Genomic DNA, 16,699 nt, shown 5'->3' with positions numbered 1-16,699 from the left:
CCATACCCATGAGTCTAAATGTGCTAGCCTAGTATAGTTCATTAATCTCGCACATCCAGGAATTCGGGTGTTTCCTCGTTGGGAAATACGCCTGGGTGGAGGTTTAACCCGAATCGGAGTAAAAAATATATGCCAGTCGTTTCATTGGCTCAAATGATGGAGTCAGGGGTTCACTTTGGGCATCAGACCCGGCGTTGGAACCCAAAAATGTCTCCTTACATCTATACTTCCCGCAATGGTGTACACATCATCGACTTGGTGCAAACTGCCCAGTTGATGGAAGATGCGTATAGTTATATGCGTACACAAGCTGAACAAGGGAAAAAATTTCTGTTTGTCGGCACCAAGCGCCAAGCAGCAGGTATTATTGCCCAAGAAGCCAGTCGCTGTGGTTCCCACTATATTAACCAGCGTTGGTTGGGTGGAATGTTGACCAACTGGGCAACTATCAAAACTAGGGTAGACCGCCTGAAAGATTTGGAACGCCGGGAAGAAACCGGAGCCTTGGACTTGTTGCCGAAAAAAGAAGCCTCAATGTTACGCCGGGAAATGGCGAAGCTTCAGAAATATTTGGGCGGCATTAAAACCATGCGGAAAGTGCCCGATGTTGTGGTGATTGTAGACCAACGGCGGGAGTATAACGCAGTTCAAGAATGCCAAAAACTGGCAATTCCGATTGTATCGATGTTGGATACAAACTGTGACCCCGATGTAGTAGATATTCCCATCCCAGCAAATGACGATGCCATCAGGTCAATTAAGCTGATCGTCGGCAAATTGGCAGACGCGATTTATGAAGGTCGTCATGGTCAGCTGGATGCAGAAGAAGATTATGAAGATTACGAGGGTGGTGAGGACGATTACGATTATGAAGAAACTGAGCTAACTGGCTCATATGCTTCTGGCGACGAAGACGACGAAGAATAGGCTAAAGCATGAAGGATGAAATTTTATCCTTCATAGTTTACACTTCATACTTTTCATCGCCCTGAGTAAGATAGAAATACTCAACACCCGTGAGCGATTACAACTCGAGGTCAAGTAGGAATTGAGGCAACATGGCGGAAATATCTGCAAAACAAGTCCAAGAGCTACGCCAAAAAACCAATGCTGGCATGATGGACTGCAAAAAAGCACTACAAGAAAATGATGGCGACCTTGAAAAAGCCATAGATTGGTTGCGGCAAAAGGGCATCGCTAAAGGAGGTACAAAAGGCGATCGCATTGCAGCAGAAGGTCTAGTAGATACCTACATTCAACCTGGCTCTCAGGTGGGTGTACTCATAGAAGTTAACTGCCAAACTGATTTTGTTGCCCGTAACGATGCTTTTAAGGCTCTAGTTAAGAATCTGGCAAAGCAAGCAGTAACTGCTGATAGTGTTGAGTCTTTGTTAACTCAACCCTATATTGAAGACCAAAGCTTGACCGTAGAAGATTTCATCAAGCAAGTCATTACTACCTTGGGTGAAAATATCAAGGTACGCCGCTTTGTCAATTTTTCACTAGCAGAAGGCAAATCAGGTATAGTAGACAGCTATATTCACACTGGCGGTCGAGTTGGTGTTTTGGTTGAGGTAGACTCCGAAACTGATGCTGTAGTTGGCAATGAAGAGTTCCAAGGTTTAGCACGGAACGCCGCTATGCAAGTAGCTGCTTGCCCAAATGTCGAGTATGTCAGTGTAGACGAAATCCCCACCGAAGTTGCTGCTAGAGAAACAGAAGTTGAAATGGGGCGGGATGATTTAGCTAGCAAACCCCAGAACATCAAAGAAAAGATTGTTCAGGGACGGATTGAAAAACGCCTGAAAGAATTTGCTTTGCTAGATCAACCTTTCATTAGAGATCAGAGCATTTCTGTGGAAGATTTAGTGAAGCAAGTTAAGTCTAAGCTAGGTCAAGACATCAAAATCAAACGTTTTGTGCGCTATGTCTTAGGTGAAGGCATTGAAAAGCAAGAAAGTAACTTTGCTGAGGAAGTTGCTGCACAAATGGGTACTAAGTAATTTTGTCATTTGTCATTGGTCATTTGTGATTAGAACTAAGAACAAATGATTAAAGACAGATGACTTATTAAAATACAGGCCAGGCAAACTATGCTGGCCTGTATTTTATTAGTCTTGATTAGAGATAATTAAGAGCCTCTAGTTAAGATAGATGTTTAAAATTTGTGCTAAGTCAAGTTCCTTTGCAGGTGATAAAGCTGAGAAACAGGCTTTTAGACTGCTATTTGCAGGAGATTTGCTATACTTACCGCAAAATTGCAAATCCTAGGAATGTTTATTTTAAAATAGATACGTACATTTGTACCATTATTGGGCTTAGATGGACTATAAAGAAAAGATATGGCTAGAGCAATCGAGCGAATTGATCGAGATATTGCACTGCTGAAAGAAGCGATAAAAGCGATCGCGGCAGAACTTCAAACTGCTTATGCTAGTTATTTAAGCATGTTAGGGCAAGCCGTTCGCCAGCAGTTGATTCTGGCAACGTATCACCTGTGTACCCAAGGTTATTCCGAAAATTTCCTGAGTTTGTCATTGAATCAGCGGCAACAATTGCAACAAGCCATCCGTAAGTTGGGACAACAAGCAGCTGAGCAGTTGCTGACTTTTATTAATAATGAAGAACATCAGGATGAGGTAGCAGAGGTAACTGGGAAAGATGCAAGTGATGAGGTAGCGGAGGTAGCTGGAGAAGATGCGAGTAATGAGGGAGATGTAGGTGATGCGGAAGATGTGGATGATGACAAAAATCCACAATCTAAAATCCGTTTTGAAAAGTTTGCTATGGAGGGAAATCGTGCTGGCAAACTTCCCTTAATTATAAAATTTACTGACCCTGCTAACCCGATGGAACTGGCAGCTTGGCAACAGAGCTTAGAGAAGTTAATCCAATATACTCTCAAAAAAGTCTCTCATGATGCCAATGTTTTGCTTCAAAAAATTAGTATTTTACCCAAAAAGTTACCAGAACCAATTTTAGAAGTAGCTGCGGCTGCATCAGAAGCATCTGCCGAAGTCATGCCAGGACCACCTAACTTATTAAACTTGGTAATTGAAATTGAAAATGAGCAGGATGCCCAGCAATCTGGACTAACAAGGCTGATAGCAATTAACCTACGGCTGAGTGAAATTGAATTTGCTGATTCTAAACTCTCCTCTGGGCGCAAACAAATTCGCAGTATCTTAGTTCAGTTAAATAAATTAGGACAGGAGTATCAAAAAAAGCAGCGCGAACGCTCAATTGCTGAAGCTGAAGCAGCATGGCGTGCTATTTGGATTGATGATTAAATAGTCATTTGTCCTTTGTCCTTTGTCATTTGTGAATAACCAATGGCTAATGACTAATGACCAATGACTAATGACTAATAACTAATGACCAATGACTAATGACCAATGACAAACCAGATTGGATAAGATTGCAAAAAGCCTTGGCAATAGAAGCAGAACAAGGCTTTACAGACTTGATGGGTAGACAATACCGCTTTAGTGAATTTCTCAGCTTGACTTTAGGGAAATTTCCTACAGCTTTGCCCTCAAGTGAACGCCGTCGCTGGCAAGAGCTAGCGATACAATTTGCTAAATATCCCGAACTGGTTTTAGAAGATAGACAACATTTAGTAGCAGAAACGCGCAGATATCTGTACCAACTACAGCAAGAAGATGGGGAACAGGAGGAGAAGAAGCACAAAGGAGTAGAGGAGCCAAGTAAAAATTATCAATCTAAAATTCAAAATCCCAAATCTCCAATTGTGGCTGAGGTTAGTCGGAGGCTGGCTCCAAAAATTGACCAAAAACTCAGCGATTTACCAGAAATAGGGATTAGAAAAGCCGACAATTTGGCGCGTCTTGGTTTGTATACCGTGCGCGACTTACTTTTTTACTATCCCCGCGACCACATTGACTATGCACGTCAGGTAAATATCCGCGAGTTGCAGGCGGGTGAGACGGTGACGATAGTCGCAACGGTAAAGCGCTGCAACTGTTTTAATAGTCCGAAAAATCAGAAACTATCAATTTTAGAACTGATACTGAAGGATAACACTGGGCAAATTAAAGTTAGTCGCTTTTCTGCTGGTACGCGCTTTACTAGTCGCGCTTGGCAAGAAAGTTTAAAACGGCGCTATCCGGTAGGTAGTGTGATTGCGGCTTGCGGGTTAGTCAAGGAAAGTAAATATGGCTTGACGCTGGATAACCCCGAATTAGAAGTGTTGGCAAATCCCGGAGATACAATTGATTCTTTGACTATCGGTCGGGTTGTGCCAATTTATGCTTTAACTGAAGGTATAGCAGCGAATATGGTGCGACAGGCGGTAATAGCTGCTTTACCTGCTGCGGCAAATCTCAAAGACCCCTTACCCAGTGGTTTGCGAGAGAAGTATGGTTTGATGGAATTGAAAGATGCGATCGCTAATATTCACTTTCCGCCAGATAGTGCCTCCCTACAAGTTGCCCGTCGTCGCTTAGTCTTTGACGAATTTTTCTACTTGCAACTGAGTTTATTGCAACGACAGTATCAAGCAAGGCAAATCCAAACTAGCGCTATCCTCGCTCCCAAAGGTCAGCTAATAGAAAAATTCTACGAAATACTGCCGTTTCAACTCACTGGCGCACAGCAAAGAGTTATCAACGATATCCTCAATGACTTACAAGAACCCACACCCATGAATCGTTTGGTACAAGGCGATGTAGGTTCTGGGAAAACTGTGGTTGCTGTGGTTGCTATTTTAGCGGCAATTCAATCTGGCTATCAAGCGGCGCTGATGGCTCCGACTGAAGTTTTAGCAGAACAACATTACCGTAAGTTAGTTGGTTGGTTTAACTTACTGCATTTGCCAGTGGAATTACTTACAGGTTCCACAAAAGCTGTAAAAAGGCGACAGATTCATGCCCAGTTAGAAACGGGAGAATTACCCCTATTAGTCGGCACGCACGCCTTGATTCAAGACCCAGTAAACTTTCGGCAACTAGGGTTAGCGGTGATTGACGAACAGCATCGCTTTGGGGTGCAACAACGGGCGCGTTTGCAACAGAAAGGCGAGCAACCTCATGTATTAACGATGACAGCCACTCCCATCCCCCGGACATTGGCGCTAACAATACATGGGGATATGAATGTCAGCCAAATTGATGAGTTACCACCTGGACGGCAACAGATTAAGACTACAATGCTTACAGCTCAGCAACGCACCCATGCTTACGACCTGATGCGTCGAGAAATTGCCCAAGGACGGCAAATATATGTGGTTTTGCCGTTGGTAGAAGAATCAGAAAAACTAGATTTACGCTCGGCTGTGGAAGAACATCAAAAGCTCAAGGAGAGCGTTTTTCCTGAGTTTGAAGTCGGGTTGCTTCATGGTCGTATGAGTTCAGCCGAGAAGGACGAAGCAATTACTAAATTCCGCGAGAACAAAACCCAAATTTTAGTTTCCACTACAGTTGTGGAAGTGGGCGTAGACGTGCCTAATGCTACAGTGATGCTAATTGAAAATGCAGAACGTTTCGGTTTATCACAACTGCACCAACTGCGGGGACGGGTTGGGCGTGGTGCGGCGCAGTCCTACTGTTTGTTAATGAGTAGTTCTAGAAGTCCTGACGCGCAACAACGGCTGAGAGTGATGGAACAGTCTCAGGATGGGTTTTTTATATCGGAAATGGATATGCGTTTTCGCGGCCCTGGGGAAGTGTTGGGAACTCGTCAATCTGGTGTGCCAGATTTTACGCTTGCAAGTTTGCTGGAAGATGAGGAAGTTTTGCTGTTAGCGCGACAAGCAGCAGAGAAAGTTATAGAGATAGATGCAACTTTAGAGCGTTGGTATTTGATGAAGGAAGAGTTGAAGTATCGGTATGAGAGGTTAATGGGTGGGGCGATTTTGACTTGATTTTTCAACCATTAACTCAACTGACGGCGGAATTGGTTGATACTGATGGATAACAGTAGTGTAGCAAAGAGAAAAAGTGCGATCGCATGAATCCAAAGTACTTCTAATCCTACACCTTTAAGTAGTATGCCTCGCACAATCTCTATATAATGACGTAGCGGATTCAGTAGTGACAAATACTTAAAGAATATTGGCATACTTTCAATGGGAGAAATAGCACCAGAAAGTTGAATCAACGGTAAATTAATAAAAAATGATGTCAGCACAACTTGCTGCTGAGTGCGGCAAACTGTAGCCAGCATAATCCCAATGCCAATTCCAACAAATAAATAAAGTCCTGATAAAGCTAGAAAAAGAGCAGCATTGCCGCGAAAAGGAACACTGAAAATCAATCTTCCTATAGTTAGAGCCAAAATTACATCGCCCATCAATAGCACAAATAGCGGCACAATTTTAGCTAGTAATATCTCCCAAGCTTCTGCTGGAGTCATTAATAGTTGTTCTAGAGTTCCTGTATCTTTTTCCCTGACAACTGTTACTGAAGAAACTAAAGAACTAATCAGCGTTAAAACTAATCCCAAAACACCTGGGATGAAAAACCAACTACTCCGCAAACCAGGATTATAAAGAAAAGTTGTTTGTGGCGTAATTAATGGTGGGGCTTGATTAGATGACAAGCGGCGACTAAATTGATTAATCATCTGATTTAGATAACCTTGAGCAATACCAGCAGTATTGGCATCTACTGCGTCTATCAAAATCTGCACCTCGCCAGATTTGTCTTCTGATAAATTACGTTTAAAATCAGGCGGGATAATTAAACCTGCTGTGATTTTTCCTTGCCGTACTTGCTCACCTAAATCTTGAGTATTAAACAGATATTTTTCTAATGTAAATACTTTATTAACTGTTAAAACAGAAACTAACTCTCTACTTTCATAACTATTGGCATAATCGACAACGCCTAATTTGAGATAATGTACATCTGGATTGAGAGCAAAGCCATAAAGTAGCATTTGAATTGTAGGAGGAATTATCAATAATACTAATGTTTCCTTACTTCGTAAGATTTGGCGAAATTCTTTTATTGCTAAACTCCAAAATCGGCTATTAAATAAAGCTTGAATCAATTTCATGGTTATTTGATATTACCTAGATGACATATCAGGTGCTTAGTATACCAACTAGAATTTTAATTAACTCAGGTAATTCTTCTGGTACTCGATATAATTTAAAGTCTTCAGTTATCTGTTTCTCTTGACGTTGGTAGGTAACAAATCGCCAATCTTCACCCGTAGTTACTGCACCATAAAGGATTGGTGTATCTGAATTTATCCACTGGTCAAGTGCAATTAATTCAACTGCTAATTGTGTAAACCCTCTACTTAAATCTGCTTGTTTAACTTTAATTACTAACAAACCCTTACCTTTATCAATGTAGTAATCTAAGCTACCTTTGAATTGATCGCTAACATTAATAGAATACTCAATATTTAATTGGGTTTGTGCGATTTCACAGACTTCTAGTAGTATAGGTGCGATAATTGCTTGTTTACGTGCATCTTCGCTCAGTAACTTGACACGTCGGAGGTTACGTTCAATCACTCGCTGTAATTCTTCGATGCGGTTGGGGGTAAATTCTGCTATTGGTAATTGCAAACGTTCACGTTCATACTTACAGCCTAGTTCAGCCAGAATATCTTCTGGGGAAAATGGAAGTTCAAAATATTTGCTAAACGTATAGCTTTGTCGGGGTTGAATAATTCGAGGACGACTCATAATAATTTACAGTCTTGAATTTTTTTAAATAATAGACAGTGAGTTAGCCGTTCCGCCTTGCTGTACTAGCTAATCGGATAACTGCATTCGCTTTAATATACGACGTGCGGCATTAAAAAGTAAGAATCCTAGAATAATTAGCATCATTACAGAAAACCAAACACCTGGCCATCCGGTGCCGCGCACGTAAGCATCGCGAGTAATTTCAATATAATAACGTGCTGGAATAACAGCAGAAAAAAGAGATAGTGGAAAAGGGATATTACTGATTGGATAGATAAATCCAGATAGTAGTAAAGCCGTCAAAAAGCCTAGCAATGCTACAGCTTGTACAGCAGAGTTTTGGTTATTTACCCGCACACCAATTAATAAACCAAACATAACGCTATCTACTAAGAATAGTAAAGTGCTTATTAATAACGGTGTTACCTCTACTGCAAATGTTAATTGCCAAATGATTGCACTCATTACCGTAATCAATAAAGCTTCGCTAATTCCAATCAGCAGGTAAGCCAAGGCTTTTCCTAATAACAGTTCTTCGGCACTGAGACTTGAGGCATAAACTTGTAATATTGTCCCTTTTTCTTTTTCTCGTACCATTGCAACTGCTGTTAACAATGATGGATAAATCCATAAAATAACTGCGTAAACACCAGGCACGATATATAAAGATTCTTTTCTTCCAGGGTTAAACCAAAGGCGGATATGAGTAATGATTTTATCAAATGAGGATTGTAAACCTGAATCTCTTAAAAAAAATATTGTTGTTGCCTGAATACTATTTTTGATAATCCGTGCATTATTAACATCAGTCCCATCTACTAAAATTTGTACGTCAGTAGGTAATTCTGATTTAATTCGACGGCTAAAGTCTGGTGGAATTACCACAGCAGCTTTTGCAAGTTCTCGATCGATAGCTGCTTGTGGATTTTGAAATTCTAGATTTTGGTTAGAAGTAAAAAAGGAAAATTTAAAATTATGAATTGGCTCAAACTGATTGGTGGCAAATAAGCGCTCTATATAGGAACGGCTAAGAGGACTGTTATCAAAATCTTGGATAAATAAAGGAATATTTTTAGATTCAAGTCGAATCACAAAACCAAAAATAATTAAGGTCATAAATGGCAAGAGAAATGCCAGCGCTAAGGAAAGGCGATCGCGCCTAAATTGTGCTAACTCTTTGCGGCATTGAGATAAAATTCTTTTCATTGGTCATTTGTCATTGGTCATTTGTCATTTGTCCTCCTTGTCTTCCTGTTCCTCGGTACGTTGCACTATGCCAATGAAGGCATCTTCGAGAGAAAAGGGAATAGGTCGCAGGGAATGAACATTTATATTGTTTGTTTGAAGAATTGAGCGAATATGAGGAATTTCTGAGTCTGGATGATCGAGAACTAGGTGTACGCGATCGCCAAAAATTGATACTCGCCAGGGTGCTAACTGTGTTTTAAGTAAATTAGAGGCTTCTTGGGTTTTATCAGTCACTATCTCTATCAACTGACCGGGTTGAGCAGCTTTAATCTCACTCGGTGAACCTTGAACTACCATTTCACCTGCTACCATAAACCCCATGCGGTTACACTGTTCTGCTTCTTCTAAATAGTGGGTCGTTACCAGCACTGCTGTTCCCGATCTGGCAAACTCATTAATTAATCGCCAAAATTGACGCCGCGCTAAAGGGTCTACTCCTGATGTTGGTTCGTCTAGAAATAAAATCTCCGGTTCATGCATTACTGAAGCACCAAAAGCTACTCGTTGCTTCCATCCTCCTGGTAGTTGTCCGGTGAGCATATTTTCTCTACCAACTAAGCCACAAGTTGCTAGTACCCAATCAATTTTGCTGCGGCGTAATTGCCTCGGCACACCATAAACCCCACAATAAAATTCTAGATTCTGGATAATAGTTAAATCATCGTAGAGTGTAAATTTTTGACTCATGTAGCCAATGCGTTTTCGCAGAGCACTGCTACGCAAATTTTGAGTTTGTCCAGCCAAGGAAATTTTTCCTGAGGTTGGTTCTAGCAACCCGCAGAGAATCTTAATTGTAGTTGTCTTACCTGCACCATTCGCTCCTAGTAACCCATAAATTTCGCCATAGCGAATTTCTAAATCTACACCTTTAACTGCTTGGAAGTCGCCAAATACTTTTCTTAGTTGATTTGCACCAATAGCAATCTCTCCCCTAACCCCGCCATTATTCAGCCGGGAACGAGGAAAAGAAATAAATTCTGGGTCGTTACCAGATGCACGTAGGCGGGTAACAAAAACGTTTTCTAAAGTTGCATCCGCAGTTTGAATGTTGTCGAGTAGTAGTCGCTTTTGAGCAAAAATTTTCTCAACTGTGGCTGTGGCTGCTAGTGCATCTTTAACCAACACATCTAATCTATCGCCAAAGGTTTGGACATCGACAATTGATGTTTGGGTATTATTTATTGCCTCGTGTAATACTTGTTCAGCGGCTTCAATGTGATTGGTGCGAACTTCTAAACGCTGTAAACCTAAACTTTCGCGTAACTGGAAAAGAGTACCAATTTGCTGAATCTGTCCCTCGTACATTAAAGCAATGCGATCGCACCTTTCGGCTTCATCTAAATAAGGCGTGGCTACAACTACCGTAACTCCCTCAGCAGCAATAGCAGCCAGCACATCCCAAAATTCCCGCCGCGATACCGGGTCAACACCTGTCGTCGGTTCATCTAAAAGCAAAATTTCCGGTTGGGAAATCAACGCACAGCACAAAGCTAACTTCTGCTTCATCCCACCGGAGAGACGACCAGCCAAGCGATCGCCAAATTTCTCTAAACTCATTAATCGTAAGTATTTATTGCGACGCTGCACAAAAATATTCTCAGGGACTTCACGCAAGCCAGCACTATAACGCAGATTTTCATCAATGCTGAGGTCGAGATAAAGAGAGAATTGCTGTGTCAGATAACCAATATATAAACGAGCATCACGCGGAGGTTTGCCTAAAATCTGGATTTTGCCAGCTGATGCTTCCATCACCCCACCCAAAATGTGGAATGTCGTAGTTTTTCCCGCACCATCAGGGCCGATTAAGCCAAAAATTTCTCCCTGCTTGACGGCAAAATCAATTCCCTTAACGGCAACTAATTTACCGTAGCGTTTGTTTAAGCCCTCCACTTGAATTACAAAATTGGTCATTTGTCATTGGTTATTTGTCATTTGTCATCTGTCATTGGGCAAAAAGGCAATATTCATGAATGATTTCTTCCCATCTCGCTTGTCCTCCTTGTCCCTCCGAAGTTTGCTCAACGAGGGGAACCCCCGCACGCAACTTCTCTCCTTGTCCCCCTTGTCCCATTTCTCCCCACCCTCTTCCACACTCCCCCCACTCCCTCATCACTTCCCTGCCTCTGGTGTAATGTTAATCTCCGTATCTGCTGGCATTCCTGGCTTGGCTAATCCTGCTGGGTTATCGATGGCAATTTTGACACCAAAAACTTGCTTAACTCGGTCTTGCTGGAAATAAATATTCTCAGGGGTAAAGGATGCTTGGGTATCAATGGCAGCAATTTTCGCACTCAAGGGTTGTTTGGGTGCTGAATCTAGAAATATCTTAGCTTCTTGGCCGACGCGAACCTTACCAATATTACCTTGCGGGACAAAAGCACGTAGATAGACTGTCTTAGGATCAATTACTGTTAGCAGAGTTTTGCCAGTGGTAACAACTGCTCCTGGTTCTACACTCCGGCTGACGACTACGCCGTTAATGGGACTGATGACATTGAGGTCGGAAATTTTAGCTTTCATTTCCTGCTGAGAGGCTTTGGCATTGGTGACATCAGCTTGAGCCGCAGCTAGTTTCAAACGAGTTTGAGCCAATTGCGTGTTTAACCCTGAGAGTTGGGTGCTGCGGATAGAGGGATTTAATCCTATACTTTGAGCTTGTGTTAATTGACCTTGGGCAGAATTAACTAACTTACGAAAAGAATCTACCGCTGCTTGACGCGATCTGAGGTTGGCTAATGCACTTTCCCAGCTTGTTTGAGCTTGGTCAAATTGTTGCCTAGTTATAGCTCCCTGTTTGACTAATTTAGCGTAGCGATCGCGATTCATTTGCGTGAGTCTCAACTCAGATTTGGCTTGTTCCACCTGAGCAATTGCTTGGTTTAACTGAGCTTGACTCGATGCTACTGATGATTCAGCCTGGAAAATTCGACCTTTAGCATCTCCCATAGCCTGTTGCAAGGTAAGCCGATTCTCAAGAATTTGGCTTTCTAAAAAACTAATTTGCAACCTTGCTTGTTCTTCTTGTTTTTGCATAGCATCTACACGAGCAGATGCTCCCTTAAGTTGAGCTTGAATCTCTGCGTCATCTAGCTTGACAATCACTTGTCCTTTGTGAACTTCATCCCCTTCGCGCACTGCTACAGACTCGATGCGTCCTGCTACTTTAGCTCCAATATCAGTTTCATAACCTTCAATGCGACCACTTACTCGCAGTGTATTAGCTTCAGAGTGTGATGAAATCAAATACGAGGTTAAAATCCCAATGCCTGTTAGTAATAAGCCTACAGGTATTAACAAACGTGGAGAAAGTTTGCGTTTGCCTTTATCTGATGCAGTAGTATCAAAAGGTTCTTGGGGTGGCGAGAGTGGCTGAGCCATATATTTGCTGGGTTTAAAAGTAATATCAAACCGGAAATTAAAGTTGTGTTTGCTCAGGAGATTAAGTCTGAGTAAACAAGTTATAGGAAATTTTCATTAGTTTGTATAGTTCTGACTAACACGATCATCGCTCAAGTGCAATCTTAAAACGACTAAATATTATGTTTGCACCAATTATTGTTCTAGTTCGCACTCATCTCGGTCAACCAAAATTTAATCAACTACGCGGCAAATTGATTGCACAGCACGCTCAGATAATTACTCACTTTTGTAATTGTCTCAATATTGACCATAGCACCCGTCAGGATTTAATCCGTCTGGCTCAGGATAACGGTAAGCGGTTGGGGTTACTTGCTTGATCCCAGATTCCGCAGGTGCGATCGCAAAATATTATAGTTTTGAAGCATTACAGCTTCATTATTTTAGATAATTAGTCGGACAGAATTAATTACAATCCTGAACGGACTGCGCTTCACCAGATGGCGATCGCCTTTGCATCATAACTGTTAATGTAGCTCTCTGTTACGTGTGCAAGTGCTTGTCAGACGATTGAATTGATCCGCCCCTTGCTTGTCTCTTAAGTTAGACTTGACACTCCCGCGATTGTTGTATTTGAGGTTAGCCAGTATTCCCAGGTTGAGGATTCATTACAATTTCTTGCAAAGGGCATTCCCTAGTGAGCGTTTGTCTTGTACAACAATATCTGTATTACGGCTATCGGGCTTCTGATAGCCTGGACCATTCATAGAACCACCGTCCGCAAGTCGGACAATGTCCCACGTACCCAACTTCGTACTTAGTAATTCTTTGTTATCAGAAGCTTCGCTAGGTGTAATAAGAGTGAAGCCAGGCGGGCAAGTTTCGCCGCTAACTTTCAATACATTCGACTCGTTTATTTTAGTTGGAGGTTGCTCTGTAGGATTGTTAGGCTGGCTTACTTGTTCAAAAACAGAAGCAATAATAAAAGCAGCAGCAATGGCACCCACTGACCCAATTAATAAACGAATTCTGTTAGGTTTTGAGGGTGGCGTAGGAGTATCAGCTTGGCTTGCTGATACGGCGTTGTTTATCGGTTTGACTGGTGCCGCATCTTCCCTGCGGAACAGGGTTTTACCTTGAATCACCTTCGCAGGCTCACCTGAAGAGTGGATTGCTTTGTTCTGGGAAGTAACTTGAGCTTCAATTTGGGCAATGTCTTCATCTCTAAGTTTTAAAACTCGCTGCAAGCGTTTCAACTCGTTTTGAGTGTCGCTACTGAGAGAATGCTCACGCCCAATTGCCTCAACTAAAGCTTGCTCATATCGCTGCAATTTTTTCCGGTACGCCTGGTAAGGTGTAAGCACCTCATCTTCAATTGCCGCAGCATCTTCAAGTAGCAGTCCCAGCCCATCTCTTAGCGCATCCAACGTATAGCGACCTACAGCAGAAATCTCGCCACGACTAGCAAAATGCTCAACTTCTTTGCGATACCTTAACTTGGGATCTTCGGTGGGTGCTTGAGCAATATGGATCTTGTAGCCTTCTTTGACTGCGTAGATTTCTGGTTTCATTGCTGGCGCAGCTTCTTGAACTTTCCCTTTGGCATACTCATGCAACTCATCAATCGAAACCACACCATCGCTATCGAGATCTGCGGCCCCAGTTTCAATCCCCTCGACCAGATAACGAGTGTAAGTCGAAAGGTCTGATCCCTCCTGCTCAAAAGAATACTGGGTGGAAGTTGAAGACGTGAGGACAGCCCGTCCCTCTCCTCCCAGTTGTTTTTTAACATCTACAGAACCGTCATCCTTAGCCAACCAACCTTCGGCAAATGCTCCACTAAAGCAACAATCTAGAATGACAACTTGTCGCTTAGAGCGGCTATTGCTCATGATGTCTTGTACAAAACTGGCTGGAACTGCTGTTGCCCGGATCAGTTCTCCCTGTGGAGTTTTACGAGTGATGCGAGTAGCCAGGTGTAGCTTGCCGTTGTCATCTTTGATGCCATGACCAGAGAAAAACAACAGTACTAGATCGTCTTTTGTGCGACCCGAAAATAATGTTTCAATCGCTTCCTGCATTACCAGTGGCTCAGGATTTGACAACGTTTTAACCTCATCAAATCCACCCATATCGGGGTGCTGTAATACTTGCCGCATTGCCTCTACGTCTTTGATAGATCCAGGCAAGGGGGTCAAACCTGGTGCGTAATCACTCACCCCGATCACCAGTGCCATCTTAGCCATTTTTGACCTCTTATGTGGATGCTACAAATTGTTGGGCTGCCTGAATTGCTGCTAACAACTCTTGCTGGCTGCTAGCTGTAACTTTGAGCTTCTTACCGTTAGCTTCAACCTCCATTGTGATCTGTTTGCCACCCAGGCGATCGCTCAAAAATCCAAACATAGTCTTGATATTTTTTGCATTCACCTCAGCCGTTAGCAAACCTACTAAAACTGCACCTAATGCTTTGTTTCCTTGTGGTGGATTAGGGTCAAGAATACGTTTAACGTCTTTTACTTCGTCTAAGTCAAGCATATCGCGCCGAAGGCTTTGGGTTAATTTTTCCAATGCTTCGTCATCTAAATCAGGGTCTCTTAGATCGAGTGTGATTTGAATATTAGATGTAGTATTCATAGTAAATTGCCAATTTATGGATAAAACTTCAGCTGGGTTTTGAATATTCCGGAAGAGTCTTTTGTCTCCCACACCAAAGGAATACTACTTTTGGATATTCGACAATAGACTGATATTCTCGATTTATTGTGTAAAGCTTTGTCGTAAATAGCTTCTGAAAAGAGTTGATTTTGAGTTTCTGATGATGAATCAGGGGTTACATTTACCTTTTATGCAGAAATTTTGCTTTTGAAGAAATTCTTAACAAATTTGATTAGGAGTTCTTGAGCGAAGGCAGATAGCAGAGGCGAGAGAAGGGAAGCAGGGAAAGAAATAACTATTGAACCTTGCCTATTGCCTCTTAACTTAGAGCTTAAGTTAGCACCTTAACACCTTTATCTTTAGTGGTGCAGTTTGGAAAGTTATTAGAAACTGTAGTTAGCAATGATGTAGTGATTGATTGCTCCACAAAAGCTGCAATTATTCCAAAAATTATTTATTGGGGAACTCAACTCATGACAAGTGCAATTATTAATCCGATTGAGCGTCCTGAAGTAACGCAACAATTATCTGAAAATATTATTCTCACTACAGTAGACGACATCTACAACTGGGTGAAAATGTCCAGTCTGTATCCGTTGATGTTTGGTACAGCTTGTTGCTTTATGGAGTTTATGGCTGCTTATGCGTCTCGCTTCGACTTAGAGCGATATGGCATGATTCCTCGTGCTACTCCTCGACAAGCAGATCTATTAATTACGGCTGGGACAATTACTATGAAGTATGCCCCGAACTTGGTACGACTCTACGAGCAAATGCCAGAGCCTAAATATGTAATTGCAATGGGAGCTTGCACAATTACAGGGGGAATGTTCAGTGTCGATTCTCCTAGCGCAGTGCGAGGTGTAGATAAATTAATCCCTGTTGATGTTTATATACCAGGATGCCCACCCAGACCGGAAGCTGTTATCGATGCAATTATCAAATTGCGCAAGAAAATTGCTAATGAAAGCATTCAAGAGCGCCAGCAAACCCAACAAACTCACCGCTATTACAGCATTACTCACCGCATGAAGTCTGTAAATCCTGTGAATGATGGGCAATATCTCAGAAGTTCAACACGGGAGGTTCCACCCGCAGAACTTGCTATGGCTCCAGGGTTAGAATTACCCTTAGCATTGCCAGAAACTCACCATTCTGAACTTTACCCAGGCTAAATGACTTATATTACCCTTGCAAAGTCGGATGCAGAAATTGAGCGTTGTTTTGCGATCATACAAGCGCTTCGTCCCCATCTCATCGCCAGCGAGTTTGTCAGCCGAATTAAAAGACAAGAGCAGCAAGGTTACCAACTGGCTTATCTTGAAGATGAAGCGAGCATCAAGGCTGTAGCAGGATTTAGAATAGCTGAATCCTTATCTTGGGGTAAGTTTCTCTATGTGGATGATTTAGTCACTCAAGAAAGCGATCGCTCTCAAGGTTACGGTACAAATTTATTAAATTGGCTGTTAGACTATGCCAAAGCTAATGCTTGTGAACAGTTACACTTAGACTCTGGCGTTCAGCGTTTCGCGGCTCATCGTTTTTACTTCAAACAGCGTTTAGAAATTAGAGCTTATCACTTTGCAATTAACCTAATTCAGTAGGGTGGTGATTCGTTTTCAGTTTAAAGTGAGATTAACGAGACTGCGATTTAAAGTATTTGAGCTTGGAACATAAAACTCCGAGTTCGGAACATAAAAATCCGAGTTCAGAACATGAAACTTCGAGTTCAGAACACCAAACTCCGAGTTCAGAACATGAAACTTCGAG

The 16,699-nt window shown here is 42.1% G+C and carries 15 protein-coding genes; 7 read left to right on the top strand and 8 right to left on the bottom strand.

The annotated features are described in order from the left end of the window. Positions 1-129: 129 nt before the first annotated feature. From rpsB to recG, 4 genes are all read left to right on the top strand, one after another. Positions 130-927 carry a 30S ribosomal protein S2 gene (gene rpsB, locus BV375_RS18030; RefSeq protein ID WP_086690699.1) on the top strand — a complete coding sequence of 266 codons (798 nt, stop codon included), beginning with the start codon at positions 130-132 and terminating at the stop codon, positions 925-927. 131 nt (positions 928-1,058) lie between these two features. After that, positions 1,059-2,003 (top strand): translation elongation factor Ts, encoded by a 945-nt coding sequence (gene tsf / locus BV375_RS18025; RefSeq protein ID WP_086762822.1) that lies wholly within the window; start codon positions 1,059-1,061, stop codon positions 2,001-2,003. A 339-nt stretch (positions 2,004-2,342) separates the two neighbouring features. Continuing rightward, on the top strand, positions 2,343-3,290 hold the full coding sequence (locus tag BV375_RS18020) for a hypothetical protein (RefSeq protein WP_086762820.1): 948 nt from the start codon (positions 2,343-2,345) through the stop codon (positions 3,288-3,290). A gap of 98 nt (positions 3,291-3,388) precedes the next feature. Then, the gene (gene recG, locus BV375_RS18015) at positions 3,389-5,881 is read left to right on the top strand and encodes an ATP-dependent DNA helicase RecG (RefSeq protein WP_086762818.1); all 2,493 of its coding nucleotides are present in this window, start codon (positions 3,389-3,391) and stop codon (positions 5,879-5,881) included. Between the two features lie 11 nt (positions 5,882-5,892). Here recG and BV375_RS18010 read toward each other — a convergent pair whose 3' ends face one another. The 6 genes from BV375_RS18010 to BV375_RS17990 all read right to left on the bottom strand — a co-directional run bounded on the left by BV375_RS18010 (position 5,893) and on the right by BV375_RS17990 (position 12,292). Beyond that, positions 5,893-7,017 (bottom strand): ABC transporter permease, encoded by a 1,125-nt coding sequence (locus tag BV375_RS18010; protein WP_086762816.1) that lies wholly within the window; start codon positions 7,015-7,017, stop codon positions 5,893-5,895. Positions 7,018-7,045: 28 nt separating this feature from the next. Next, a complete protein-coding gene (locus BV375_RS18005; protein WP_086762814.1) occupies positions 7,046-7,660 on the bottom strand; it encodes a hypothetical protein in 615 nt (204 codons plus the stop codon). A gap of 69 nt (positions 7,661-7,729) precedes the next feature. Further along, complete coding sequence (locus tag BV375_RS18000; RefSeq protein WP_086762812.1) at positions 7,730-8,869, bottom strand: ABC transporter permease; 1,140 nt, start codon at positions 8,867-8,869, stop codon at positions 7,730-7,732. A gap of 24 nt (positions 8,870-8,893) precedes the next feature. Then, positions 8,894-10,825 (bottom strand): ATP-binding cassette domain-containing protein, encoded by a 1,932-nt coding sequence (locus tag BV375_RS17995; RefSeq protein ID WP_086762810.1) that lies wholly within the window; start codon positions 10,823-10,825, stop codon positions 8,894-8,896. 31 nt (positions 10,826-10,856) lie between these two features. After that, positions 10,857-11,024, bottom strand: a complete 168-nt coding sequence (locus tag BV375_RS36950) for a hypothetical protein (RefSeq protein ID WP_166507470.1) — start codon at positions 11,022-11,024, stop codon at positions 10,857-10,859. After that, a complete protein-coding gene (locus BV375_RS17990; RefSeq protein ID WP_086762808.1) occupies positions 11,024-12,292 on the bottom strand; it encodes an efflux RND transporter periplasmic adaptor subunit in 1,269 nt (422 codons plus the stop codon). The genes BV375_RS36950 and BV375_RS17990 overlap by 1 nt, the downstream gene beginning before the upstream one ends. Positions 12,293-12,453: 161 nt before the next feature. Between BV375_RS17990 and BV375_RS17985 the strand changes: the two genes are divergently transcribed. After that, the gene (locus tag BV375_RS17985) at positions 12,454-12,651 is read left to right on the top strand and encodes an electron transporter (protein WP_086762806.1); all 198 of its coding nucleotides are present in this window, start codon (positions 12,454-12,456) and stop codon (positions 12,649-12,651) included. A 288-nt stretch (positions 12,652-12,939) separates the two neighbouring features. On the opposite strand, the gene BV375_RS17980 is transcribed toward BV375_RS17985, so the two are convergent. Together BV375_RS17980 and BV375_RS17975 are read right to left on the bottom strand one after the other, a co-directional pair. After that, the gene (locus BV375_RS17980) at positions 12,940-14,517 is read right to left on the bottom strand and encodes a caspase family protein (RefSeq protein WP_086762804.1); all 1,578 of its coding nucleotides are present in this window, start codon (positions 14,515-14,517) and stop codon (positions 12,940-12,942) included. A gap of 10 nt (positions 14,518-14,527) precedes the next feature. Continuing rightward, a complete protein-coding gene (locus tag BV375_RS17975; protein ID WP_086762802.1) occupies positions 14,528-14,908 on the bottom strand; it encodes a hypothetical protein in 381 nt (126 codons plus the stop codon). Between the two features lie 494 nt (positions 14,909-15,402). On the opposite strand from BV375_RS17975, the gene nuoB reads away from it, so the two are divergent. Continuing rightward, positions 15,403-16,104, top strand: a complete 702-nt coding sequence (gene nuoB / locus BV375_RS17970) for an NADH-quinone oxidoreductase subunit NuoB (protein ID WP_086762988.1) — start codon at positions 15,403-15,405, stop codon at positions 16,102-16,104. Continuing rightward, complete coding sequence (locus BV375_RS17965) at positions 16,105-16,533, top strand: GNAT family N-acetyltransferase (protein WP_086762800.1); 429 nt, start codon at positions 16,105-16,107, stop codon at positions 16,531-16,533. Positions 16,534-16,699 lie beyond the last annotated feature (166 nt).

The sequence above is a fragment of the Nostoc sp. 106C genome, from assembly GCF_002154725.1.
GTDB lineage: Bacteria > Cyanobacteriota > Cyanobacteriia > Cyanobacteriales > Nostocaceae > Aulosira.
This window is presented reverse-complemented; position numbering and strand designations above follow the sequence as displayed.